The sequence below is a fragment of the Nostoc sp. genome (genome assembly GCF_036917375.1).
Taxonomy (GTDB): Bacteria; Cyanobacteriota; Cyanobacteriia; order Cyanobacteriales; family Nostocaceae; genus Nostoc.
Map to the genome: position 1 here is coordinate 40,234 of NZ_JBALDN010000057.1, position 23,348 is coordinate 63,581.

General features: G+C 42.3%; 25 protein-coding genes and 4 pseudogenes. 9 read left to right on the top strand and 20 right to left on the bottom strand.

The window, feature by feature from the left end; translation table 11 throughout:
- Positions 1-83 precede the first annotated feature (83 nt).
- From V7K45_RS15405 to V7K45_RS15435, 7 genes and pseudogenes are all read right to left on the bottom strand, one after another.
- Complete coding sequence (locus V7K45_RS15405; RefSeq protein ID WP_335004810.1) at positions 84-1,310, bottom strand: tetratricopeptide repeat protein; 1,227 nt, start codon at positions 1,308-1,310, stop codon at positions 84-86.
- 436 nt (positions 1,311-1,746) lie between these two features.
- Positions 1,747-2,601 (bottom strand): annotated as a pseudogene (locus tag V7K45_RS33000) (IS982 family transposase).
- 64 nt (positions 2,602-2,665) lie between these two features.
- Positions 2,666-2,806, bottom strand: a pseudogene (locus tag V7K45_RS15415) (CRISPR-associated endonuclease Cas1); the annotation flags it as partial.
- A 265-nt stretch (positions 2,807-3,071) separates the two neighbouring features.
- Complete coding sequence (gene cas4 / locus V7K45_RS15420) at positions 3,072-3,623, bottom strand: CRISPR-associated protein Cas4 (RefSeq protein ID WP_335004812.1); 552 nt, start codon at positions 3,621-3,623, stop codon at positions 3,072-3,074.
- Between the two features lie 248 nt (positions 3,624-3,871).
- Positions 3,872-4,462: a hypothetical protein gene (locus tag V7K45_RS15425; RefSeq protein WP_335004814.1), complete on the bottom strand. Its 591-nt coding sequence runs from the start codon at positions 4,460-4,462 to the stop codon at positions 3,872-3,874.
- Positions 4,463-4,842: 380 nt separating this feature from the next.
- The gene (locus V7K45_RS15430; protein ID WP_335004816.1) at positions 4,843-5,013 is read right to left on the bottom strand and encodes a hypothetical protein; all 171 of its coding nucleotides are present in this window, start codon (positions 5,011-5,013) and stop codon (positions 4,843-4,845) included.
- A 194-nt stretch (positions 5,014-5,207) separates the two neighbouring features.
- The gene (locus V7K45_RS15435) at positions 5,208-5,363 is read right to left on the bottom strand and encodes a hypothetical protein (RefSeq protein WP_335004818.1); all 156 of its coding nucleotides are present in this window, start codon (positions 5,361-5,363) and stop codon (positions 5,208-5,210) included.
- A gap of 198 nt (positions 5,364-5,561) precedes the next feature.
- On the opposite strand from V7K45_RS15435, the gene V7K45_RS15440 reads away from it, so the two are divergent.
- From V7K45_RS15440 to V7K45_RS15455, 4 genes are all read left to right on the top strand, one after another.
- Positions 5,562-5,693, top strand: coding sequence for a hypothetical protein (locus V7K45_RS15440; protein WP_335004820.1), 132 nt, complete (start codon positions 5,562-5,564; stop codon positions 5,691-5,693).
- Positions 5,694-5,751: 58 nt separating this feature from the next.
- Positions 5,752-6,357, top strand: coding sequence for a hypothetical protein (locus tag V7K45_RS15445; protein ID WP_335004822.1), 606 nt, complete (start codon positions 5,752-5,754; stop codon positions 6,355-6,357).
- 90 nt (positions 6,358-6,447) lie between these two features.
- Positions 6,448-6,774, top strand: coding sequence for a hypothetical protein (locus V7K45_RS15450; protein ID WP_335004824.1), 327 nt, complete (start codon positions 6,448-6,450; stop codon positions 6,772-6,774).
- A gap of 345 nt (positions 6,775-7,119) precedes the next feature.
- Complete coding sequence (locus V7K45_RS15455; RefSeq protein ID WP_335004826.1) at positions 7,120-7,581, top strand: hypothetical protein; 462 nt, start codon at positions 7,120-7,122, stop codon at positions 7,579-7,581.
- Positions 7,582-7,759: 178 nt separating this feature from the next.
- Here the strand turns inward: V7K45_RS15455 and V7K45_RS15460 are convergent, their stop codons facing one another.
- The 5 genes from V7K45_RS15460 to V7K45_RS15480 all read right to left on the bottom strand — a co-directional run bounded on the left by V7K45_RS15460 (position 7,760) and on the right by V7K45_RS15480 (position 10,021).
- On the bottom strand, positions 7,760-7,954 hold the full coding sequence (locus V7K45_RS15460) for a hypothetical protein (RefSeq protein WP_335004828.1): 195 nt from the start codon (positions 7,952-7,954) through the stop codon (positions 7,760-7,762).
- A gap of 169 nt (positions 7,955-8,123) precedes the next feature.
- Positions 8,124-8,627 (bottom strand): hypothetical protein, encoded by a 504-nt coding sequence (locus V7K45_RS15465; protein WP_335004830.1) that lies wholly within the window; start codon positions 8,625-8,627, stop codon positions 8,124-8,126.
- A gap of 89 nt (positions 8,628-8,716) precedes the next feature.
- The gene (locus tag V7K45_RS15470) at positions 8,717-9,229 is read right to left on the bottom strand and encodes a hypothetical protein (RefSeq protein ID WP_335004832.1); all 513 of its coding nucleotides are present in this window, start codon (positions 9,227-9,229) and stop codon (positions 8,717-8,719) included.
- 5 nt (positions 9,230-9,234) lie between these two features.
- Entirely contained in the window at positions 9,235-9,609 is a 375-nt protein-coding gene (locus V7K45_RS15475; protein WP_335004834.1) for a hypothetical protein, read from the bottom strand.
- 73 nt (positions 9,610-9,682) lie between these two features.
- On the bottom strand, positions 9,683-10,021 hold the full coding sequence (locus tag V7K45_RS15480) for a hypothetical protein (RefSeq protein ID WP_335004836.1): 339 nt from the start codon (positions 10,019-10,021) through the stop codon (positions 9,683-9,685).
- A gap of 435 nt (positions 10,022-10,456) precedes the next feature.
- On the opposite strand from V7K45_RS15480, the gene V7K45_RS15485 reads away from it, so the two are divergent.
- The 3 genes from V7K45_RS15485 (at position 10,457) to V7K45_RS15495 (ending at position 14,340) form a co-directional block, all read left to right on the top strand.
- Positions 10,457-10,762: a glucose-6-phosphate dehydrogenase gene (locus V7K45_RS15485; protein WP_335004838.1), complete on the top strand. Its 306-nt coding sequence runs from the start codon at positions 10,457-10,459 to the stop codon at positions 10,760-10,762.
- 2 nt (positions 10,763-10,764) lie between these two features.
- Positions 10,765-13,446, top strand: a complete 2,682-nt coding sequence (locus tag V7K45_RS15490; protein ID WP_335004840.1) for a hypothetical protein — start codon at positions 10,765-10,767, stop codon at positions 13,444-13,446.
- Positions 13,447-13,521: 75 nt separating this feature from the next.
- Positions 13,522-14,340 carry a hypothetical protein gene (locus tag V7K45_RS15495; RefSeq protein WP_335004842.1) on the top strand — a complete coding sequence of 273 codons (819 nt, stop codon included), beginning with the start codon at positions 13,522-13,524 and terminating at the stop codon, positions 14,338-14,340.
- A 100-nt stretch (positions 14,341-14,440) separates the two neighbouring features.
- On the opposite strand, the gene V7K45_RS15500 is transcribed toward V7K45_RS15495, so the two are convergent.
- The 3 genes from V7K45_RS15500 to V7K45_RS15510 all read right to left on the bottom strand — a co-directional run bounded on the left by V7K45_RS15500 (position 14,441) and on the right by V7K45_RS15510 (position 17,486).
- Entirely contained in the window at positions 14,441-15,853 is a 1,413-nt protein-coding gene (locus tag V7K45_RS15500; protein WP_335004844.1) for a tyrosine-type recombinase/integrase, read from the bottom strand.
- A 177-nt stretch (positions 15,854-16,030) separates the two neighbouring features.
- Positions 16,031-16,876 (bottom strand): CRISPR-associated endoribonuclease Cas6, encoded by an 846-nt coding sequence (gene cas6 / locus V7K45_RS15505; protein WP_335004846.1) that lies wholly within the window; start codon positions 16,874-16,876, stop codon positions 16,031-16,033.
- Positions 16,866-17,486, bottom strand: a complete 621-nt coding sequence (locus V7K45_RS15510; protein ID WP_322713630.1) for a 2OG-Fe(II) oxygenase — start codon at positions 17,484-17,486, stop codon at positions 16,866-16,868. Before V7K45_RS15510 ends, cas6 begins: the two co-directional genes overlap by 11 nt.
- A gap of 109 nt (positions 17,487-17,595) precedes the next feature.
- Between V7K45_RS15510 and V7K45_RS15515 the strand changes: the two genes are divergently transcribed.
- Positions 17,596-18,006 carry a hypothetical protein gene (locus tag V7K45_RS15515; protein ID WP_335004849.1) on the top strand — a complete coding sequence of 137 codons (411 nt, stop codon included), beginning with the start codon at positions 17,596-17,598 and terminating at the stop codon, positions 18,004-18,006.
- Here V7K45_RS15515 and cas5d read toward each other — a convergent pair.
- From cas5d to cas3, 4 genes and pseudogenes are all read right to left on the bottom strand, one after another.
- Positions 18,007-18,453: pseudogene (cas5d, locus tag V7K45_RS15520) on the bottom strand (type I-D CRISPR-associated protein Cas5/Csc1); the annotation flags it as partial.
- Positions 18,447-18,614, bottom strand: a pseudogene (locus V7K45_RS15525) (DUF5615 family PIN-like protein); the annotation flags it as partial. The pseudogenes cas5d and V7K45_RS15525, both read right to left, overlap by 7 nt.
- A complete protein-coding gene (locus tag V7K45_RS15530) occupies positions 18,611-18,871 on the bottom strand; it encodes a DUF433 domain-containing protein (protein WP_335004851.1) in 261 nt (86 codons plus the stop codon). The gene V7K45_RS15530 and the pseudogene V7K45_RS15525, both read right to left, overlap by 4 nt.
- Positions 18,872-18,899: 28 nt before the next feature.
- The gene (gene cas3, locus V7K45_RS15535; protein WP_335004853.1) at positions 18,900-21,032 is read right to left on the bottom strand and encodes a type I-D CRISPR-associated helicase Cas3'; all 2,133 of its coding nucleotides are present in this window, start codon (positions 21,030-21,032) and stop codon (positions 18,900-18,902) included.
- 319 nt (positions 21,033-21,351) lie between these two features.
- Here cas3 and V7K45_RS15540 point away from each other — a divergent pair, with 319 nt between their 5' ends.
- Entirely contained in the window at positions 21,352-22,215 is an 864-nt protein-coding gene (locus V7K45_RS15540; RefSeq protein WP_335004855.1) for a WYL domain-containing protein, read from the top strand.
- 264 nt (positions 22,216-22,479) lie between these two features.
- Here the strand turns inward: V7K45_RS15540 and V7K45_RS15545 are convergent, their stop codons facing one another.
- Complete coding sequence (locus V7K45_RS15545) at positions 22,480-23,118, bottom strand: histidine phosphatase family protein (RefSeq protein ID WP_335004857.1); 639 nt, start codon at positions 23,116-23,118, stop codon at positions 22,480-22,482.
- Between the last annotated feature and the right edge of the window lie 230 nt (positions 23,119-23,348).

A 23,348-nucleotide genomic window follows, 5' to 3' on the forward strand; every position in this document is an offset into this window, starting at 1 on the left:
CTGCTCCTCTGCTCCCCTGCTCCCCTGCCCCTCGGTCACTGAGCGTAGCCGAAGTGCTGCTCCCCTGCTCCCCTGCTCTTTATTCAATTCGTCTGGATATTAATTTTCTGGATTAGCCGATCGACTTGCTCAACCATCTCCTTGTTTTTCTCAGCTTGGAATAATTCTCTGGCTTTTTTGAGATTAACGATCGCTTCTTTTGGCTGTTGTTGTCTTCCTAAAGTGATTCCCAAATTATAGTAAGTGAATGCATCGTTAGGTACAAGGCTAATGGCTTTTTTGTAATGTGCGATCGCTTCTTGAGGTTTACCTCGATCGTCCATCGCATTTCCCAAACCTGTGTAAGCTTGTGCGTGTTTGGGATCGAGGCGAATCACTTCGGTATAGCCCGCGATTGCTTCTGTGAGCTTGCCTTGAGCGTAAAAAGCACTTGCTAAATTATAGTGAGCGTCTGCATAATTAGGAGCGAAGCTGATGGCTTTTTGGTAATGTGCGATCGCTTCTTCTAGTTTTCCTTGAGCGTACAGAGTATTTCCCAAAGCATTATAACCTGCTGGATTTTTCGGAGCGAGGCGAATGGCTTCGGTATAGTTGGCGATTGCTTCTGCTGGCTTTCCTTGAGCGTATAAAGCGTTTCCTAAGTAATAGTAAGCGTCTGCATAGTTAGAATCGAAGCTAATAGATTTTTTATACTGAGTAACTGCTTCTGCTAGCTCACCTCGATCGTAGAGAGCATTTCCTAAACGGGTGTAAGTCGGTGCATAGTCTGGTTTGAGGCGAATTGCTGTTGTATATTCGGTAACTGCTTCTGTAGGCTTGCCTTGAGCGTAGAGAGCATTTCCTAAGTTATAGTGAGCTTCAGCATACTTGGGTTCAAGGCTGATGGCTTTCTGATATTGGGCGATCGCAGGTTCTAACTGATTCAGTCTTGCTAAAGTCAAACCTAGATTAAAATATGCTCTAGAGTCTTGAGGATCGAGACTAATGGCTTTATTGTATTGAGCGATCGCTTCTTGTGGTTTACCTCGATCGTCGAGAGTATTTCCCAAGGCAATATAAGCTTGTGCAAAATTGGGCTCTAGTTCAATTGCCCTCCGAAAAGCCGCCTCCGCTCCTTTTAAATCTCCCTGTTTATAGAGATTGCTTCCTTGCTCGAAGTTAGTAACTGCGTTTTTGTTCCGAATAACTGCGGACTGAGTATTTTGAATTTTTGCTGAAATAACGCCAACATTTTGACCAAAGGCAGTATTCCCATTACTCAAACACAAGCAGATAATAGCTGCTACCAGTAGATTCTTGTTTTTCAGCATTTTTCTTACCTTACCTGCTTGGTTTACATCTAATATCAAGTTCGGTTAATTGCGATCGTCAAAAAACCCTATCTCAGCCCTTCCTTACTTGCTATTCGGGGAGCAAAAGCGTAGCTTTAGCGGAGTTATAGCTGGAATTATAAATGATTAAGCTAACTTGATACAAGTGTAATCTCATATAAATGTCTATTTGTAGACAATAGACATTTCAAAGTCCCTCTCCCAACTTGGGAGAGGGATTTAGGGTGAAAGCTCATTGATTGATGCAATAAGTCTAATAACCCAAGTTGCGGGTTATCGACTGATATGAACTTGTGATCGCTCAATTGATGCGATGCCTGCGGCGGGCAAAGTGGGGTTGGTGGGTAGCGCCAACCTGCCATGCCGTTGTTGCCAGCATTCAGATACTGAAATAATTTTAAGTTATATAAATTACTTATTCAATAAAAGCTTGTTGAAGAGTAAAAGAAAAAATGAATGCTTGTAGCTTAAGTAAAAACCCTTCATAAGTGACTGCATGTATTGATTTTGGGAAAACACAAGTGATACTACTAAATACAGTTTCGATATAATGCCGAGTATGTTGTTTAATATATTGATTCCAAGGCTGATCCTGAGGCTGGGAGTTCTTTTTTCGCATGACTTGTAAAAAAATTTGACTTGTTTGTTCCAAGTCATCTTCAATGGTGTAATCCGTGTAAGCTGAGTCACCATAAAGTTTACTACCAGCTGGGAGATTTAAAGGTAAGGCATTTAAAGCACGTATATCGTTAGCACTACCAGGCATAAACACAAATTCTACGGGAATACCATTTTTGGTTGTTAATAACTGAACTCGAACGCCCTAAAAATATCGTTTTTTGGATGCGATGTAACCCGGAGGCGGAGCATCTCCGACTCCGCTCTATACTGCTCAGACTGGATTATTCTTACATTAAAGATCCGGATGTTGTCACAGATGGGCACTGGAAAAGAGTCTAAAAGATATTCAGTGGAATCACTAATTTCTTTCAGTATCATTCCCACTTGATGAAACAAGTCGTTGATTAACATTGAGACACTGTGTAATCTCCGATTAAATCGTGACTTTTCTAACATATTAGATATCAAATTATGGTCTAACATAATAGCTACAAGCCTTGCTATGATTACCATTAAAGAACATCGCCGCGCAGATGGCAGTTGTAATGATTTCTGCGTCATTTATCTCTCGGCGACAGTCTTCACTATGCCTAATCGCCTTTAACAAATCATCGATCATAGCATAGACAGTAATTATTTCGTTTAACATATTCCCCTCCGTTTTTCATCTCTGGAGGGGATTTTATTGCACAAAGCGATCGCCTGAATCAATAACTAGCAACTTGGGTTACTACAATTCCTTCTATTTTAATTAAAGGGATATCCAAGATTGTTTTTTGTTCAGCTTTGACGGTGAGACGTTCGTCAACTTTACCAATGAAAGCATCGGCTTGTGTTACGTAAAGTGTTCCCATGATTTAATCCTTAATTAATTGAAAGTTATCAAATTCAATACAATACGATTTGGTTAGCTTGTTTACTGCGCGAAGATCCCCCCAACCCCCCTTTTTTAAACTTGTCATTACCCATATCTTTTTAATCTCTCGCTTCGTTGCCAACCCGCCTTGGAATAAATTCCGAGGCTAATAGGTTAAGTCCTCTCAAGAGGACTAAATACAAGATTTTTGAACAGTGTTAAAAGTGAATATGTCCTCAACCTAGAAGTTACCAGAGGATGATTTAATTTACTTCTTGGTAACTTTTGACTTTATCGATTGCTTTGGGTAAACATTGCGAATAAAGACTGCATCCTTGGCAGCGTTTGCTGTAAACTGGTTTTGGCATTGCTCCTGTTTCTAGGAGATTTGTCACAGATTCAATAGTAGCGATCGCACTTTCTCGTAACTCTGCATTAATCTCTACTAATTGCCGTTGATGGGAGTGGGCATAATAGATATATCCAGTATTAACAGGTTGTCCTGTCATCTCTTCTAAACATAAGGCTTGGGCACAAACTTGCAACTCATCGTTATCCCATTCGCCTTTGCGTCCTCGTTTGTATTCTACTGGATAAACTTGACCAGATTCGGCTTCAATCAAATCAGATTTACCGATGAGTTTGTATTGCTCAGACTTGAGCCAAATTGCCCGAACTTGCCAAGTTTCTCCTCGCTGTATATCGCTTGTGGTGTGGACGCGATCGTGTAAAGTTGTACCTTCAATTGTGTATTGATTATCGGTAAATTCCCCGGCACAAAACATCCGCCAACAGCGATGGTGACTTAAAACCACGTATTATCAATGCTTTCAAGTTTCATTCTTTTAATAATGCTCATTCAATGCTCAAACTACTATTTTTAAGTACAAAATAGACGTTTTTTAGTAGTTTTTAGCACACAGTATTTACGCTCAAAGAATGCTCAAATAATTTTATCACTAGCGTGTTCGCAATTGCATCCTTACCGACACCAGACTGACCGAGCAAAACAAGTGCATTGTACATCTTGATGATTCCTATAGTGTGTGTTTACGTGTGACGATTACGAGAGGTGCTTCTTACTGTTCTTACCGATACCGTTGGCGATAACGTCCTCGCATTCCTGTATGCGTTTTGCGATCGGTTCGTATTTTTGGATATACAAACCTGCTTGACGGATATTCAAGTCGTCGTATTCATCTTCTAACCGCGTGATTGTACGCTTGTGAACGTCAATTTCCTGTTGCACCGCGATTTTATGCTCGTCGATTGCTTTGATTTCGCGTTCTATTGGGCATTGGTGAACGATGGTAGACGATTGAGTTTGTGACGAATAGCCTAGAGCGTTGTGGACGTACGCCCTCAGTCCCACGGAGGTATAAGTCTTAACCCAATTGCGAGCGTCTACCGTGCAGTACCTCCCAGCTTCAGCGGCATAGTAAAACAGGATATGAGCAACAGCCGTGTCTGGTACTCCAGTCAATCCATAGCGTTCTAGGTTGACACTCTTAATGCCTTGCTGTATAAGCGTTTCAGCTAGTTTTGATGGACTTTGGTTGACGTTCTTGAATGCCTTGGATATTGCAGCCCTGGATACACCAGCCATTTGTGCTACCGCATTTAAGCTGAATACTGCTATGCCGTTGTCAGTCATAGAGATATCGTCATTAGCGGCAAGTGATTGAACGGTTGTAATTGCATTTGTCATCGATTTTATTCCCGTGGTGTATGTGTGTGTTGATTACGACGTTTTACTATGACGTTTTAAACGTCGTTTATTTACGTCGTTTATAACCGAGGATGGCGTATACGTCTTGCCAACCCGAATCTTTTATGAATATCTCGATCGAGTCGCAGATTAATTTGTCGAAACCAAGCAACGTGTCATAAATGCGATCGAGAGGGCAGGCATATACGGTGCTTTCGCAAAACGACGTTTTAAAACGTCATAAAAAACGACGCTCTAAAACGTCGTATAAAAAACAGGGTGTCACTACCCTGCTTTGCTGTTTTTTTTTGATAATGCGATTGGTATTATTCTTGCCCTATGTCATGTCCCTTACTTTTCAGGTATTCAGCCACAACAGCATTAATAAGAGATGCTACCGATCTATACTCGGCGTCCGCTTGTTTTTTTAATGCCTCTGCCAGTTCAGGATTGATAGTGAATGTAAATCTCTTCTGACGTACCACTTCATTGCTCATACACTTCCCCGATATTATCTTCTATTTGCTGCTAGTCTGACCTCAGTTTACATCCTGGTGATGTCACAGTGCTATCACTTTTAGTGATGCTCATGGCATAATCGATAATTATCGGTGATTGCATAGTGACATCACATTGAGTTATTTTGAATACATGCCACTAAGCCAAGGTGGAAACGTAAAAGCAAAGGCAGTTACAGCAAGGGGTCTAGAGATACATCAGTCCCATAGCGCTTAACTGCAAGTGCTGACGACGGAATACAGATACCTGTTAAACGCTTCTGACGACGTACTGAGTGACATGAGTCAAGCGACAAAGTAATGGGAGGTGTAACGGCAGGTTCAGACACTATATAGAGCAAAATACAATGCAAGTACTACTAAACAAACCTGAGTCAGTGATAGCAAGCGAGATGAACTCCGAAGATGAGGACGAACTCTACGCATTGATAATGGAACCCAGGTTCAGTCCTGCTGCAATTGCGAGGCGTGCGGAACAGAAGGCGGAGCGGAGGGCATGTAGGGAGAGCTACAAGGTGCTAGCAGGAGTGAGAACCGTTGACGAGGCTTATAGAGCGATCGCAATCGCCCGCGCTAGGTTGGCGCATCTGCGTAAGACTCGTTTAGCCCGCTGTTTAGCATCCCAAAAATACAACGACGTTTTTGAACGACGTTTTTAACGACGCTCCAAGACGACGCCAGGAAAATCACTGCATTACAAAGCACATGAAAAAAAAAATGACAAACATGATGTTCAATAAGACGTTAGCAGTTTCGCTGTACGACTCAGATGATCTATTCCCTATTGACCTTGATGACGCTTGGCAGTGGATAGGCTGGAGTAAAAAACAGACCGCTAGTGACACTCTAAAATCTAACTTTATAGAAGGTGAAGACTTTTTACGGACAGGTATCAAAAGCACGGGCGGCAGACCTTCTGAGGTTTTGCTACTTAGTGTTGAATGCTTCAAAATGCTGGGCATGATAGCAGGTACTCAGCAAGGTAAAACCATCCGCAAGTATTTTATTGAATGTGAACGGATCGCGAAAGAAAAAAGAGATTGCCCATCAGTTCAATACCTGTCACTGCCAACACTGTCCGATATTGATGTACAGATAAAAGCGCTCACAGAGAAAGAATCGAAGCTTCTAATACAGTTAAATGCCGTCAAGAGCGAGTATAACTCTGTCAGGCTAGAGAGAGCGCAATTGGTTATCCAGAAGACAAAGGATGCCGTTAAAGAGAACGCAGAGGCGCTAAAAGTAGTGTCAGAAGTCGAAACGGAAGAACGTGGGGATGAGGATATCTATGAGCGGCTCATGAGAAATTCTTCCCATAAGTGACATATATCCATGAACAGTAAACGTCGTTTTAAAACGACGTTAATAAAAAAAAAACAACTACACACGACAGAAGATTTTACGGGAGAGAATATGAGATGCATATATCAGCGACACCTTGGTAAGGTGGTGCGAATATTCAATTGCGGTGAGTTCGATCTAAGAGTATCTAAGCGGAAAGGACTTGAATATTACGGCATATCTATCTGGTACAACCCTTATCACGAGCATCTGTCTGGCATTCCCTGCGGTTCTATTGACGTTACAACATCCAAACAAGTTGACAACATTGTCGCGTGTTTCGGCATGGACATGGATGTCGAAGGCTTGCCAAAGGCTTTTTCGTGCGATATTATCGAGCGCACTAATTCTATTATTGACGACGCTCACGGACACGCAATTACGTGGGTTTATGGTTGATTTAAATTCAATAGCGACGTGCAATTACTTTGCACGGATGTGGCAACGACATCGGATTGAACCACGTATCATCGCCAGAGGAACTAGCAACAATAGCTAGCGTAAAATATCACTTTTCAAGATACAGGAAAGGTGGTATTGATGAGCGTATCAACAGGGCACTAAAGGATATTGCCAAGGAGAGGAAAACGCTAAGACTAAAAGAATAGTGCAGCCTTAACGAGGGTGACTATTCCCTTGTTTTATATACGTCGTTTATATACGTCCTTTTTAACGACGTTCTAAAACGACGTATCGCACAACTCCACCTAAATATACAGCTTGTACTAAATAGGAGCTCGGATAATGACAATCAAGGAAATATACCTAACAACAGATTACTTTTGGATAGCGGACTGCTGTAGTGACTTGTATGTTATTACTTACCATCTAAAGGGTGAAAGCTGGATGATCCGAGGTACAGATGAGTGGTTCGGAAATCTCAGTGATATGAATGTCAAATGGCAAATGATCATACACGGCGGTAAGCGGGAAGCGAAACGGTTAGCAATAAAAGCACACGGCACTTATCAAGACTTTGGACGTTTTCTCGTGACCGAGGATGACTACACGAAAATAATAGAGCAATGTATCGAAACTCATGATACGTATGGTTTGCGTATGATAGCAGCACTACGACAAGGGGATGATAAAGCGGAGTTTAAGAAGAAGATCGAAAAAATTATCAAGGTCAAGGGACTAAACGAGCCACACGAAAAATGGATAAAAGTAGTTGACGGATCACGGAAAGCGTCGAAGGTGCATTGACAACGCTCAATCGAAACCGAAATCATCGGTTTCAAGTCACAGGTAGATACTTCTGAAAAATAACGACGCTTACGAACGACGTTTTATACGTCGTATAAAACGACGTATAAAAACGACGTGCAAAGAAAAAGGGTAGTATCCATCTCGGACGCTACCCTTTAAACACACACGGGAAAACTTAAAACTTCTCTTTCAATTCGTGGATATCCTCTTGTATTGACGAAAACAGTGATTCGTGACGCTCAAGTTGCAGAAGTATTTTTATCATCAGATCGCGGTTTGCCTTCTCGTTGGTATGAGACATATCCCAGACCTTCATTGCGATCGCAGCTAGGCACGGTACGATCATTCCAATCCAAAACGAATTATTCATTGATTGTTATTAGCGTTATCGTTATCCGGTAGCGCTTTTTTATTGTTCTTATCCGACTGTTCCACGGTAACGATGCCCTGCAATAGCGCCGCAATGTTAGCGAGGATATTCGAGATTGACGATAAATTGATTCTCATTTCGTTTCACCTTGTTTGATGTTATTACTGGACTAAGTTTTGTTCGCCCAAATTTTGCGACACGAAAAATAGTAGTTACTGGAGGAAGGATTCTTACCGATCACTGTAAACCTGAACTTATGAGTTTCGTCAGTGGAAATAGTAATATTCCTCGTAAGCACCCTATTAAATATGGCTGAACTGCTGTAGAGGTCAAGATCGTCAAAGGATGTCGTTCCATCTATCTCTAGTTTTACAATCCCTGAGTTCGTATACCCTACGGTCAAGATAGACAGGACGTAGTTACCAGATTTCAAATTCCGACTGAAACTGAAACTGTCGTTAAGGGCGGGTGGATCTTGGTAGATTTCAGTTCCGTAAGCGACGTTGCTGTTAGTGTCAATCCTTATCGATCCGCCTACCTCTACGTTGCTTTCGTCGTGCCAGTGAGTAAAACTCGTGGGATAAACAGCGCCACTACCCGATGATGTACTAATTACTTCGATACTTGTCGTCGGTGGCGTTTTCCAGCTTGTTTTGCCGGATAACAGTTTCACTTGTGACGCTAGGATGTTTATGGCACGGATGATACTGTTGGAATTCTGGCTTACGGTAAGATCTAGATCGTCGTTTACATTGAATGCCATTACTCACCTGCGATAAGTTCTACAAGGTTTGATACATCTGTTTTGATAGCAGTGACATCAGATTGAATGCCCGTCAAATCGACGCTACCGCCGCTACTGCCACCCGTAGACGTATCACCGGTGTAGGTGTAAATCGAAAGTGTCACATCGTCGAACCAGTTAAAAGGTCTGAACCATAGCGCATACGTGGAGGCGATGTTCGGGTCGAACGTCAATAAAGTAGGTTGATTCAGTGACAGCAGGTAACGTCTGTTCAGGAATGCGTCTACCGTACCGCCGGCTTCAATGCCAACACGTATCTTTTGCTTGACGTACCCTAATTGCTTCCACGTCGGTTTAGCGGTTGATGATACTGCCTTTACCGTCAGGTATGGACTGTCAAAAAGTACAGGTATCACCAACTCACCGATAAAACCGTAATCAGGATCCTGTACGGAAATGTCGTACCGTTTGGCGAAAGTCTCGTGATAATAGAGTGACCAATTTGCAGCATTTCCCAACGATAAAGACATATATCTTAGCTCCGACCTGTTACGCGTAATGAATCACTGAATCCATCGATATCAGCCCCAGAAGACGCCTTACCTGCAACGGTAGGAATCTTGGTCGCTTTTAATGCCGTTTCTACGGTCGCAGCCTTGGCAAGTGTGTAATGCACTTTTGCCTTGTAGCGCTTGGTGCCTAATTTCGCGTTAATAGTAGATGTCTTTAAAACACCAGCTCGCATTAATTCCTTGACAGGGATGAGCGGTAGCTTCAGCTCCGCGTCTGAGTCAGCGACAGATATGCCGGTAGCAGTAGCAACGGCACCGACGTAAAAGCCTTTGGCAGCGCGGAAAGCGTATTGTTGGGTGTCTACGGTAATGACACAGATATCGTATAAACCAGCCATCGATTAAAATTCCTAGCGAATGTTTATTTGAGATTGTGGACGGTACGACCCGCCCACGGATTACGAGAGATGCCTAACCGAACGTCAAATGCTGTGGGATGACGGCACCGAGGATTTTGAAACCCCTGAAAGTCTTACCAACAAGCCCTAGACCACTACCGATGTGAGCGCGATCGCACACAAGTTTTGCAGTCTTGCGTTTTGTTCCGTTTAGGTACGAAATCTTGATGTGAAAGGCACGTCCAGACGCTAGAACGGATTTCAATGATTCTTTTTGCACACCCGCTGGTGCAGCACCGGTAAGTTCGGTTGCGCCAAGAAATGATGCAATATCGTCATACTCATCGGGTAAAATCATGATGAATTGGTCGGGGGCAACTCCAAAGAGGTAAGACTTGCGATTAACTGCCATTACGTGACCTTGTGAGAGTGTTTACGAGTCTATTCTCGGAGACTGAAACGCGCTGTGTACAACGTTCGGACAAACCGGGAACCTATACGTTTCCAGAGTGTGCTGACGTGTCGAACGACGTGTTTTCTGTTCCGAATGAAATAAACTTACGTTGTCAGTCTCGTTTTTCGGTGGCATCATTTCGACGGAAACCCTTGGAAACGGGTAGCGACGTTAATGTACATTTTCTAAAGCGCTTACGTGGTATACATTTCAGCGTACATGAAATTCTTCATTCGTCGATAATGCCTTTCACATCATTCGGTACGGTGCTATCAATGCTTTTACATGAACAGACATATTACTTCTTACAACGTCGTTCATTAACGTCGTTTTTTAGGTCACAGTAAAACGTCGTTTATAAAAACACTACACGTCATAAAGGATTCTGAAATAATGACTACTTTGAATACCGCTACCGATATCCCATCCCAGATTGATACCGTAGAAAAACTTGCTGCATGGTGCGCTGGTATCCTATTCGCCACCAATCCCACGCTTACCGTTATTGAGGGCGTCGGCTATACCGAACGCGCAGCACAGGTGGGTGACTTCTGGGTAGCAGCCGACAGCAAGACGCGTAAGATTGTGCGATTGTCACTCGAAGTATCCGCAGATCATTTGTCTGGAACTGGTAAACCGTGGACGTTTGTACAGCCATTGAGTAATACACCTATTCCCGCAAGCTTTAAGGCGAATTAATCATGAGTGACGCTCTTAATCCCCGGCAATTTACGTCTCTCGATTACGCTGACGCCGATATGTACGGGGCATTGACTGAGCGTCCGACAACAGCGACCCCATTAAAGTTACCGTTAGGGCAACTCGTAGACAAGGATAAAACAGGTGCTTTGTCTCCGGGCGAATTAGCTCACTACCGCAGTGAAGAAGCTAGGCGGCAAACACTATTTCGCGAAGAAAATGAAGCGTACAACGCAAGAATGAACGCATTGAGAGAACGTGAGATTGCACGTAATCTTTCTCTGCTAAAAACACGATCGAACGAGATAGCGCAGCCGATAGTATCATCGAGGGATTACGAAAAGAAATTCCTGGCTCCATCAACGATAGAAGAGTGGAGTCCACCGCCGTCTACTGGCAGTCCACCGCCAACGCCGAACGGTACATCTGCTCGTGGGGATTCTCTAGTAGAACCTACCGCTACACCACGATCGGCGGCGATACGGGAATCAATTGGTAATGCTGTCGGCGGCATTGGACAATCACTACCGAAATCGTTACCACAAGCAGCAGGTAGACTCGTTATTCCCGGCGTTGGTGCTGGCTTAACATTCGCCGGTGCGTTAATCGCAGGGCAGAGCGTACAACAGGCTGCAACGTCAACAGTGATCGTAACGGGTGCGAGTGTTGCAGGTGGTTTAATCGGTACTGCTGTTGGTGGAGTGATCGGTGGATACGTCGGTTCGATGGTCGGTGGTTTCGTTGGCGGATATCTTGCGAATGCATTACTTCCACAGCCACTACCATCTACTACTGCGCATCTTGAATCTTATACCCCAAACTATACAACAACGGCATACGGACAATCGCCGGGAATTTTGTACATTGTTTCCCTCCAGAAATTCAATTCTCTTGGGGAGGTCACAGACGTTCGTACCTTTGAATTGTACGGGCAGCTGATCGGCATAAAAGAAACGCAAGTAGATACCAACAGGTATAATGCGAAATTCGTAAGCTCGAATGGTAACGTCGTTTTCGATCTCGGAGACTCTACTAGTCGATGGAAGATTGCATCCGTAGTCCGCAAAGACGGAGCGATAGACATATATCCCGAAAACGGTTCTCCGTCGCCACCACCGGACAACTCTCCGTACAGGTATGATTCTTCCCCGATCGGGGACGATAATGCTATTCCATCCGGTAAACCATCCGCAGGAAAAAACAAAGGGGAAACACACTCTGTCGCTCCGTCAATGCCATCAAATAATACGCCAAATGGTGCGCGTGGTTTTGTCGGTCATGGTGGACTTGTGCCGTCGTACTTGCCGAACCCAACGCAACAGACGTCAAATCTCGGTGGCATGCTTCCACGGATGCAACCGTTACCGCAGAAACAATCGTTACCGTTTGCCGAACCTGAAGATGTCGCTGTACCACGCATTACACCGATGCTTTCAAGTGGTGAGGCGTCCACGACATCGTTAAATCCTGGGATTTATGCGTTCCCTGCGTATGTGCCAGATACCGCTAAACCGATACCATTGTCCGATGCTCATTCACCCGTACCGAAATCGAAATCACAACCGACACCAAAAACACCGGAACAGGCAGCGAACGAGAAACAACAGGACGACATTAAAGCACAATTGGGACAACTGACTGCGATCGCCACGGCATTAGCAGCGTTAACGCCGGCAATACAGGGTATACCGAACGCGATCGCAAGTAATCCAAATGTGCGACAGGCAAATAGAGACGACGTACAGGGTGCGGTATGCGAAATATCTCAACCTACTGGATGTCTTGGTGCACCAATCAAAAAAGCAGAAGACGCCGCAAAAGCGAACGGTGATAAACTCGATGAACTTAACGCTGCACTGTCGGGTTTAAACACCGCTGGCAGTGCTGCACAGCTAGCGCTACTGAACACTATCAACGGTAAACTTGGGGCACAAGTGACCGGTGGCATTTCAGGTTTCATGCAGCAAATTGCAGAAAACACATATATCGACAAAGCAATTGGCTTACTTACCCTTGCTACGACGTTACACAACGCATTAATGCTTTCCGCCAATATCGGACAGACGCTCGGACAAATCATTAATACCGTCGTAGGTTTCATCCTTCCAAAGGGTGTGGATGGTACACCGATAGACCTCGGAGCGATTATCGGCAAGACGACGGAAGACCTTATCAAGGACGCTATCGGAGCAGAACAGTACACGACGTTAACGCAAGATTGGGCAAAAGTGAACAGGATATATCAGAGCACTGCAAACGTATTTAACGCCGTTACGTCACTTGGTCAGACGGTGATAAACGCACTTGAGATGATCGGAAGTATGACCGGTAAAATCGGAAACGGTTTACTCCAATTCCGTACCATCGGAGAGGGATTCTATGAGCGCTTTAATCCACAACCGAATTACAAATTTGGTAAGTTGTTCACGTTCCTTGAGAACGTTCAACAGGACGCAAGTACTATACAAGCCGTCGTACAAGTGCCGGTAGATATTGTTCAACAGGTGAATTCTGGCGTTGAAGCGGTAAACGAACTAAAAACAAACCTCGGTCAACCTCCTAACGGTGTACCGGGAATTGAAACACCAGTAGCAGCGGTTGAGAGTGCAAAAGCGATCGCAGTAAAGGCAGCGTCCGTCTCACCGGAATTATCCGATGCCGATAAAGCGAATGCAAATGAATAACGACGATACCTTATTTTCACAACGACGTTTTATAACGTCGTTTTTAACGACGTTGTTTTACGACGTTTAAAACATATGACACTACCAGACGATTTTTCATCCACAGAGCATTTACAGGACACGATCAAAAAGCAGCACAACAAAAACGTGTTGAATTACTTCAAAGACCTCGGAGACACCTGGGAACCGAACGTTTCTACAGGGCGTTACTCATTAAGAACGGCTTGTTATATGCAAGAAGGGGACAGTGCTGCTGATACAAATCTACGAATAAAGCTTTTATATGACATCCTTGGATTTGATAGAAGCGACCTGGCGGTATATCATGGCAGTCTCAATGATATTGAAGCACCGGTAACAGGGCATCCAAAGGTGTGTTTCTACTTCTCGCAAGACAGGTCATCGGTCACAATTAACGAACCGTTCGTTGACATGGAATGCTCTTTCAGACTGATGAACGAGACGCCCGAAACGTTCACGAAATCGAATGCCGTGACGCTAGCAACGAAAATACATACACACTTTATCGAAGCAGGTAAGGGGATTACGTTCGTCAAGGGCAAGCACATCTACTATTACAAAGACAAGTCTAAAGGGTACGAATTACGATTGTACGGCAATAGTGATACCGATAGCGTGGATTTGATACGTCGTTTACTGGAATGTCAAGACGTGGTCTACAATGAAGATAATTTGACGGAAAGCGTACCGACGAAAAGCAATACTACGACACCGGGGACGCATACGGTGTACGGTAGAACAGAGAAAAAGAAGCGCTATAGACCGATTGAAACGGTACGATTCCGTTACGCTTACGTTGAAATCCCCGGTCGTAAGCAGAATGTGTTTTTATTGGACACAACACACAAACATTCAGCGCTCGTACCAGTGTAATTCTATTAACGACGTTTACACAGGTCGTTTAAAACGACGTTTATTAACGACGTACAAAAAATAAGGGAGGGTATCTAGTGTACCTTCCCTTTGTTTGCTATTACTTGTCCTTAAGAAGTTGTTCAATTAGCTCTTGCTGTTTTCTGAATTCCTCTTTTAGTAGGTCGAGTTCGGTTTGTTGTTGGGCTTGCTGATTAGCGGGTATCTCTGGGTTGATTTGAGTTGCATATTTTGCAATATCCCTGTAATGTTTCTTTGACATCTCTTCACTATGTTCGCACCACGTATTAACTATTGCTGCATCCCGTCCCAAGTCAAATATTTGATGAGTGATAAATGTGTGGCGCGTGTTGTAGCAAGGTAAGTATTTTTTTACCTTACCTTGTTTGATTAACTCAGGAATAATGCCTTTGTTGCGAGATACCTCATATCCGTGCCATACACGTTGTAGCGAGTCAACATTCACTGGTTTCCCTGCCTTGTTTTTGAATAGATTTTCGTTCGGTTCACCTTGTGGAATGGATTTTAAAAGATTCCACAATTCACCATCCTTGGGCATGGGAAACATACGTATTGTGTCGTTTTTGGTGGACTTATAAATTTTAAGACGATTGTTGTAATTTCTTCTCAACAGTATTCTTTCTCTCTCCCATTCAATGTCTGTCCACCAAAGAGCAATCGCTTCACCCGTTCTGCAACCAGTAAGAAACTTAAATTTAATAAGATAGTAATAATGTTTGACCCTATTACTATCATCTTGAATGTATTTTAATATTTCTTGTGCCTCATCCCACGTATAAGCTTTACTCTTGTCCAGTACATCGTCATCACTTTCTATCTCTTTACTTTGGTCAATGATGCGGTTGCGCTTAGTCTTGGTATTGATATCTTCCGCCATTCCATCAAAGAGATTTTGACTAACCATTTTTTGTTTAATAGCTAATCGATAAGCTTCTGACAAACAAGACAGAATTCGCTTAACTGTTGGATGACTGTAATTTTTTAATAACCAGTTACGCATCTCTAAAGGATGTTCACCGATTTCATCAAGTGATTTTTTTATGGCGCGTAAATATTCTCCCCTAAATTTTAATTGATATACAGTTTCAGATAGACTCTCTCTCCTGAATGAACAATACATATCCCATACTTCCACTAGGGATAGATCGGGTTTAGGCGGTAACTGGTCGTCTGATACTACAGCGCTTAACGATGTTTTCCTCAGGCTAGCTTTTAACCCGTACTCCTTCAAAATCTCCTGATACCGACCCAGGTCAAAATTCCCTTGACCGTCGTCCAGCTTCCCGTCCTCAAGTTCAATCTGTAGCCGTCTCTGCAACTGATTCGCTTTACTCTCCCAACCATCGACCAGTGAAATACCCGTAGCTATCTTTATTTGCCCTTTATTGCAGTAGCTTCTAGGAAAACAAGCCTTGATACTTCCTGAATCTACTCTGACTGCTACTTGACCTTTTTTAGACTTACCAGTTGGTGTTTTGCTGCTATTAGTCATAATGCTCATTTAATGCTCAAAATACGGAAGTCAGTTTTTTGATGAATTGATGTTCAAACATTATAGCAATCTTATTGTCCTCAGCGATGCGGACAATAGGCATATTGATTCAATGCCGCAATAGAAATATATTCAGTTTGATTCATAACTTAGGTGGTTTTTAAATGATTATTGAAATTAGGGAGAATACAGCCGCCGCGTCATTCCCATGCCCATTGTTGTTTTTCTGCCGACACCAGTATATAAAGCAAAGTCAGCTAAAGCGTTAATTTGCTTAATTTGTATTGGTTCAACTACCCCTAAAATTTTATAAGTAACTTCGCCAATAATGCCGATAAATTTGCTGCGAGAATCAGCTAATATTTCTGTGTGAATATTGACAAATGAGGGAAATATTGACTCGATCGCAATCTGAGTAAATTCTATGCCACTGTACTTATTCCACCGCGAAAGTAGAGAATTGAAAACAGATTCTCTGGTAGGAAGGGTAGTATCATACTGTCCTTGACGGAAGGCGGTAGGTGTGGAAAAGGTAAGATTAATGGAAGAATTGCGCTCGTTAGCTTCTTCGTATAATTGAGCGTAAGTACTGGCATTCGCCCAAGGTTGAATAGATTGGGGTGTGCCTTGAATGCTGGTAATATACAAGTCAGCCGGGCCAAGATGCCAAGGGCGATTGGGATTAAGATTTAGCCAAAGTTGGGTAAGTTTGCCAAATAGAGTGTCATCTAATAAAGAGATACGCCACCAACAAGGAGTTCCGGCGGGAATGGGTTGTTGATGTGAATATTGCAATTTAGATCCCCCTTTACCACCTTTCAAAAGGGGAGAGTTTGTATTATTAATTTGTAAAGGGGAGAGGGTGAAAGCTTTATCTGCGGTGGAATCATGCAAGCGATCGCCTAATGTGCTATCTACAGAACTAACGAGGGTTAAAAATAAAGCGTGGAGATGTCTACCTGTAAGATATTGTGGTGGAATGGGCGATTGAGGTAGCAAATTCAACACTAAACTATGAGGCATACTTTCTCTTTTTGGTTGTAGACTGAGTGCTTCTTGACTCTACAGTAAACTCAGGGATTTCCTGAAGTTCAGCATCACTCAAACTATACTGTTCACAAACTAAACTTAAGCGATTTCCTGGGGTTTTGACAGCGTTAACCGAATGGGTTAAATCACCTTGAAAATAAACTAAAGTATTGAATTGGGGCTTAATTTGCCCAAGTTGGCGTTTGTGCGATCGCAATACCAGTTCTCCCCCTTCCATATCCGCAGGTACGCGCACATAAAGGACACTGACAACCGCAGGCGGTTCAATGGTTTTGGAGTAGGAACGCAGGGAGCGATCGATATGCGGATCGACGCGGGAGCCTTCCTTTAGCTGTAAAGGATTGAGGTAAAAAGCATTACAACTTGGTTGGAGAGCTAAATCTAGGTAAGGTTTGAAGTAGGGAAACTGCTGTTCTACTTTTGCTAATCCAGAACGCTGAAATACTACAGAAAATCCTTTAGTGGCGACAAAATCGCGGTTGAGGTTATTGATAGCAAAGTAAGGACAAGCTTGGATTTCTCCCCACAAGTTGTTTAGATAATCGCTGGGGAAGGCGTTGGTTTGTTGTTGATAGTGTTTCACTGGGGATAGAAGAGCGATCGCTGAGTGTGGTATCTAAAATTTTAAAGACTGTTGAGTGATGATAGTAGTATTCTTTTAAGTGAGAAAAACTACATAGCGAGAAAGACCAATGAGAATTGATGATTACAATACAGCAAAGGCACTAACTGAAAAACTGAAAGAGAACTTACCCATTAAAGCACGAGCAGGGAAGGAGTTTTTGAAGACATTAAAGCAAAAAGGAGTAAACGCCGATCCAGATAGAGAGTTTGAAATTGATTTCGTTGGTTATTCAGGAGATGAAGGCGGGATTATGTGCGGACTAAAAGATCCAAATAATCCCGAAAGTAAAGAAAAATATGTTTCTTCTATTACTCACCTAAAAATTGACTCTAATCATCCCCTAGCGGCTGAAGTGCAGGCTTACCAACGCCAGCGAATACGTAAATTAATGTTGCAAGATTCCAGAGGTTTTAAAGCCGAGTTAATGACGATAGAGCCTCGAAAAAATAAAAGCCGTAGTAAAGGTTTTGGGAAGTAATTAACTCCGAAACCGATATTGTATCTGAACTGGAATTTTTAAGTTTTCAATGCCATCAAATTGATAGTATTGACCTCGCATTTGCACATTTTGAATTAAGCTAACTGGAGGCATATTCACAACATCATAGCTAATCACTTGATTCGTGAACATGACATCTAAAGGATTTAATGGATGTGTACAAGTGAATATACCTTCAGCAATTTTAGGTTTCGGTAATGGTTCAACCGTTACTTCAGCCTTGCTCATCCATTTACCCAAGCGAATCCACTTTGGTAATTTGAGTTCTTTTTGGGAAATGACAAAAAACTCAAATAGACTTTCTGGTGCTATTTCTTTTGCTCTGCCAAAACTAGGGATATTTTTCTGTGTTTTCTCCATTTCAACGTGGTAGTTATTGTTAGCATATTTGCAGGTGTTGAGGATGGAAGAATGATTGAGCGATCGCAAGTGATTAAACATCTACCCTCACGGCGACAAACCTCAATAATTTCGGGATCGGGTGCAGAACTTAAGCCTTGTCCTGGTACTGTTGCAACATCGTGTCCTGCTAATTGCAATAAAGTTACAACGCGCAAGTCGATATTTTCATCTAGCTTTAATTTCACGCACTTGCTTCCTTCTTTTTTGTTATAGGAAGTTCCACAAAAACATCCCGCGCCATCTCTGCACCGTAAGCAATACAAGCCAGTACATCTTCTCTTTCTATGCTTGGATAAGCTTCAAGAACTTCTTCAATTGTTGTACCACCAGCTAAATAATCCAAAATTAGTGATACCCAAATCCGGTGTCCGCGAATGCACGGTTTACCAAAACAAATATTTGGATCGATGGAAATACGAGAAAGCAAATCATTATTAGTCATGTAGCTTCACCTCTAATAGCCTCTAGTTCTAACATATCCATCCTTCATAGTCTTTTGGTTTCCAATGCCAAGTTAAGGTTTCCAATAACAGCGCATCTTGTCCAAAAGTAATGGTGTAGCGAGGACTTTTATCCTCTGGCTCGTTAGTGAGGGGGTAAGCTTGAAAGTGCATAGGTAATCCGAGAGTGGCGCGTAAAAAGTTGCGATCGCGGTCTGAAATGAAGCACACTAGTTTACGTCTACTCACAGCATCAATAATTTGGTTGATACCGTAGCCGTGTCGTTGGGAAATCTCTAAACCTTGTAGTTCGTGTTCTTTATCTGGTAAAACTTGCACCTTACCAGATTTAGCTAATTCTCTTAGATTCCCTGGATAATAAAAGTGCCAATCTTCCCGCACATCTCGATAGCCTTTGAACTTTAAATAACACAAAGCTTTATCAAAGCGAGTAGTAATCACTCCAGCTTTCTCGGCTTTTTCCATATAGCTATTTTTATCCCATAACTCGAAAATAAAGTTATTGAGAATGCCAGGAAGATTATACATTTTAAATCTTTCTGCTTCTGGCTCATCTGGATTAGTGCAGTCATAAATTGCACAATCTAACTGGCTACTTCCCCGAAAACTCCTAGCCTCATCGATAATTTTTGTTTTTCCTTCACTCTGGCAGCGATAAAACTGTGCATTCATCTGTTTAATGCTAATTCCTAAAGCATTTTGTACACTAGTACCAAATTTCTTAGCTACCTCTGGATATTTCTCTTTGATATGATGGTTTCCTTGCAGCTTTGAATAGATATAAGCTGATTGAATACCACCCCATCGTTGAGGATATCGCTCAAACTGATTTTTAAATGTCCAAAATTCATTAATGGCATTGTTAAAATTAACGCGCTCATAAGTTTTACGATCTTGTAAAGGATGAGATTTATCTGTAAATAGCCTTGCAACAAGAAAGTTAGGTATTAATGCGTAAGCTTGATAAGTTTCAAAACCTTTATGTCTGCCAAGTCTACCAAATCGTTGAATAAAATTTCCTGCATCAGCAGCTTCAAAAACTAAAAAATTAATCCGAAAGTCCACGCCAACATCAATTGTAGATGTACCCAAAAGTAAATCTGCTTCGGCAACTGATTGAGACTTTTCTGTTTCTCCTGTTAAGCCAGTATTTTCTCTAACCTTCCATCGCGGTTCAAAAATAGGTTTTAACTTGTCTATGAGCTTTTTAACTGCTGCGATGGAATTGAGAATAATTGCACCTTTGCTGTTAGGATAGTCTTGAAAAAACTTTAAAATCACCGTTTCAGCATTTTCTTCTATCCATTTGTAGCTAGAACTCAGATTAGGCTCTATTCCTTGAGCAAAGCATAAGTTAATAGGTTGACTAATCTGCCGCCACCCATTGTTTGAATCATCTGATGAAAATTTGTAAGCTCCAACATCAACCGGATCGATAATCTTCGGTTCTATTCCAGCTTTTTGAAAATAACTCTTGAGCAATTCATTAGGTGTTGCAGAAAGAAAAAGAAATTTCTTGTTTGGACTCCCAGTGTGTCTCATTAAAAGTATTGTATTGATTACACTAGCTATTTGCGGAGATGAAAAAACATGAAATTCATCATATATAAATAATTTGTAATTCTCGTCTATACGTCTGAATAACCTGTCAGGGTTATCTATTTTTTCTCTCAAATAGTAAAAATTATGGATGTAATGAAAAATGTCAGGGTTGGTTAGCAAAATTTCATAGTTAATAGAAAAGTCTTCTATCCCATCTCGTTTAGAAGAGAGTTTACCAGTCGCTATATCTTTCTCCAAAATAGCTGCTGTTAATCGTCTTATTTGCGGATCTTTCTGAGGTTTAAAAATATCTTTGTATCCTTGAACCTGTTTTTCTTGATCTCTTGCTAACTCGTTTGTTGGATACATTGCTAGAGTCGGTGTCCTACTTGTCATAGCCTGCAAATAAGCAGCCAAGCTTTTACCATCTCCAGTCATTGCAGTGTTGAAAATTACCTCAATACTTGGATTGCGTAATGCCTTCAGAGTTTCCACTTGATGCCAAGAGAGTGACCAATCATTAGGTAATTTCACGTCATCAGGAGTAGGGACGGTTTTAGAATAAACAGGTTTGAGATTTATGCTGTAATTTTCAGGCATATCCTTTAAATTGCTATGTAAATGCCTGGTTTATCGGAATTTTTATGCAAAAAGAATGACAGATTTAGTAAATCTAATCAATTTCTGCCACTAATGGTGGCAGTTTTTATATATGTGCTAAATACCACCCACAAATTTCTGCAACCAATGGTTGCAGTTTTTTAGATGGGTATAAAACATCTCCAGGCTATTTCTCGCACCAATGGTGCGAGTTTTTCAATTTACTTAAAAACTGTCCGTAACTCGTTGTTATTCCCTATAATGCCATGCAAAATAGAAGTTGCCAAGATATATCCGTATAAAAGTGTCCGTATAAAACATGAGTCGAAAAGGTCAATCTATTACACTGTCGATATCAGAACGTGATAAAGCCGAGCTAGAAGCGATCGCCTTAGAATTCGGTATGATGTGGGGCGATCGCCCAAATATCTCTAAACTGATAGAAGCGATCGCTCAACGTAAGTTACTCATCGGTAACAATAACGATTGGAAAGAACCACGCATCAGGGCATTACATAGATGTATTAATGCATTGACAGACATCGGGCAAATTGAACAAGCCCAAATCATTGCAAACTTACTTCTCGAACGCAGCGAATTATCATTACCGTTGCGAGGCGAAATCGAACGTTTCCTAGAGAATTTGCCCCCACCTTGGCGCTTAGAAATAGATCGCTACATCTTGCGCGAAGAGCCTTTTCAGCTGTCCTATCAAGATGCAGCAGAGCGTGTGTTCAATTTTACCGTTCGCTATGCCAAAGTTACACCCCACGAAAAGCGGGTATATCTTGATTGCTGGTGCGAAGAGACAGAAGGAAACTTTGATATCCCAGAACTGGTTCACAACTGGAGTTTAAGATTAGACAGGATTACAGAAGCTGCTGTCATGCCAATTTCTGGTAATTGGCGAAGTTTAGCTGAGATAGAAGTGGAAATGCATCTATTTGCTGGCTTGGCTTTTGCCTATCAAGCTAAACCAGAAGACAACATTAATGAATGGCTACCAGATAAAGCGCGAGTCCGGCGAGTTGTCAGGCGAGTATCTAGTACATTTTGGTTTATGCGCGAAGTCATGCAGTATGCGCCAGATTGTGTAGTGATATTACCAGAGAATGTGCGCGATCGCCTCAAACAAAAACTCCTCACTCTTTGCCAGTTATACGATATCGAAACCAGGAGTTGAGTCTTGTGGGATAGGCATCTTGCATAATATAGGCTAGAACCTCTGAAAATAAATCGGTTCGGCAAGGCAGAAATTCTCATACCCGATCAAATTAATTTCCTATTTACTGAGGGCTTTGTCAACCCATGCGATCACTATTAAGGCGGGCGAAGTAGCGCCTTCCAGTTAAAAAAATATCCAATTGTAGGGGCGCAAGACCTTGCGCCCCTACAAATCTAGAAATAATTTGGGATAATTTATTTTTTGCAAGTCTCTAAGAGACTATTATGTTCCCGGACGAGAGCGAATACTATCGGGTATATGATGGCGATCGCCTAATATTTCTAACAAAGGGCCATTAACGTCAAATTTAACCATACTTACCGACGCGACCAAAATATTCACCCGATAGCGATAGCGTCCCAAATCAATTCCCAGTAAACTGCAAAGCATAATCCGAATCGTGGCTTTATGGGAAACTACTAAAACATTACCTTGGGGATGTTTTTCTTGAATTTCAGCAATTACAGGCATAGAACGGTTAGCAATATCTACCGCAGTTTCTCCACCTAGTGGTGCATTCCAAGCGGGTTCTGTCACCCATTTTAGATAGTTTTCTGCGTAATTCTCTTGGGCAAACGATTTACTCTTCCTTTCCCATTCGCCGTAACTACCTTCTCTAAGTCCGTCACGCAACTGCATATCCATACCGATAGCATCACAAAATGGCTTGGCAGTTGCAATTGCACGCTTCATCGGGCTAACATAAACTCCTTCCCACTTCAATTGTTGATAAATATCGGCAAAAGCGGATGCCATCTCCATCCCTTCAGAAGTCAACTCCGCATCAGTTTCACCGCAGAAATTACCACTTTGACTAAAGGTAGTTTCTCCATGTCGCAGTAAATATAAATTGAGTGTCATAGCTTGTATGCGATTGGGATAAAGGAGTTTGTGCAAAAGTAAAATACCATCAATCTCGCAATCGAGTCTGTGACACCAGGACAAATTCAGAAGGCAGGAGGCAGGGGGCAGGAGGCAGAAGGGAACCCACCTTTAAAAACGTGCGATTGAAGTAAGACGCTGCTAGATGCTCCTCTTGGGGCTTTGCCCTAAGACTGCACTGGCTCCCTTGTGTCTCGTGGCACTTTCCG

Excerpts from the sequence above, each read along its gene's own strand:
- V7K45_RS15405 (WP_335004810.1), bottom strand. The coding sequence starts at position 1,310 with ATGCTGAAAAACAAGAATCTACTGGTAGCAGCTATTATCTGCTTGTGT.
- V7K45_RS15425 (WP_335004814.1), bottom strand. The coding sequence starts at position 4,462 with ATGACTGACAACGGCATAGCAGTATTCAGCTTAAATGCGGTAGCACAA.
- V7K45_RS15430 (WP_335004816.1), bottom strand. The coding sequence starts at position 5,013 with ATGAGCAATGAAGTGGTACGTCAGAAGAGATTTACATTCACTATCAAT.
- V7K45_RS15445 (WP_335004822.1), top strand. The coding sequence starts at position 5,752 with ATGACAAACATGATGTTCAATAAGACGTTAGCAGTTTCGCTGTACGAC.
- V7K45_RS15450 (WP_335004824.1), top strand. The coding sequence starts at position 6,448 with ATGAGATGCATATATCAGCGACACCTTGGTAAGGTGGTGCGAATATTC.
- V7K45_RS15455 (WP_335004826.1), top strand. The coding sequence starts at position 7,120 with ATGACAATCAAGGAAATATACCTAACAACAGATTACTTTTGGATAGCG.
- V7K45_RS15460 (WP_335004828.1), bottom strand. The coding sequence starts at position 7,954 with ATGAATAATTCGTTTTGGATTGGAATGATCGTACCGTGCCTAGCTGCG.
- V7K45_RS15470 (WP_335004832.1), bottom strand. The coding sequence starts at position 9,229 with ATGTCTTTATCGTTGGGAAATGCTGCAAATTGGTCACTCTATTATCAC.
- V7K45_RS15475 (WP_335004834.1), bottom strand. The coding sequence starts at position 9,609 with ATGGCTGGTTTATACGATATCTGTGTCATTACCGTAGACACCCAACAA.
- V7K45_RS15480 (WP_335004836.1), bottom strand. The coding sequence starts at position 10,021 with ATGGCAGTTAATCGCAAGTCTTACCTCTTTGGAGTTGCCCCCGACCAA.
- V7K45_RS15485 (WP_335004838.1), top strand. The coding sequence starts at position 10,457 with ATGACTACTTTGAATACCGCTACCGATATCCCATCCCAGATTGATACC.
- V7K45_RS15490 (WP_335004840.1), top strand. The coding sequence starts at position 10,765 with ATGAGTGACGCTCTTAATCCCCGGCAATTTACGTCTCTCGATTACGCT.
- V7K45_RS15495 (WP_335004842.1), top strand. The coding sequence starts at position 13,522 with ATGACACTACCAGACGATTTTTCATCCACAGAGCATTTACAGGACACG.
- V7K45_RS15500 (WP_335004844.1), bottom strand. The coding sequence starts at position 15,853 with ATGACTAATAGCAGCAAAACACCAACTGGTAAGTCTAAAAAAGGTCAA.
- cas6 (WP_335004846.1), bottom strand. The coding sequence starts at position 16,876 with ATGCCTCATAGTTTAGTGTTGAATTTGCTACCTCAATCGCCCATTCCA.
- V7K45_RS15515 (WP_335004849.1), top strand. The coding sequence starts at position 17,596 with ATGAGAATTGATGATTACAATACAGCAAAGGCACTAACTGAAAAACTG.
- V7K45_RS15530 (WP_335004851.1), bottom strand. The coding sequence starts at position 18,871 with ATGACTAATAATGATTTGCTTTCTCGTATTTCCATCGATCCAAATATT.
- cas3 (WP_335004853.1), bottom strand. The coding sequence starts at position 21,032 with ATGCCTGAAAATTACAGCATAAATCTCAAACCTGTTTATTCTAAAACC.
- V7K45_RS15540 (WP_335004855.1), top strand. The coding sequence starts at position 21,352 with ATGAGTCGAAAAGGTCAATCTATTACACTGTCGATATCAGAACGTGAT.
- V7K45_RS15545 (WP_335004857.1), bottom strand. The coding sequence starts at position 23,118 with ATGACACTCAATTTATATTTACTGCGACATGGAGAAACTACCTTTAGT.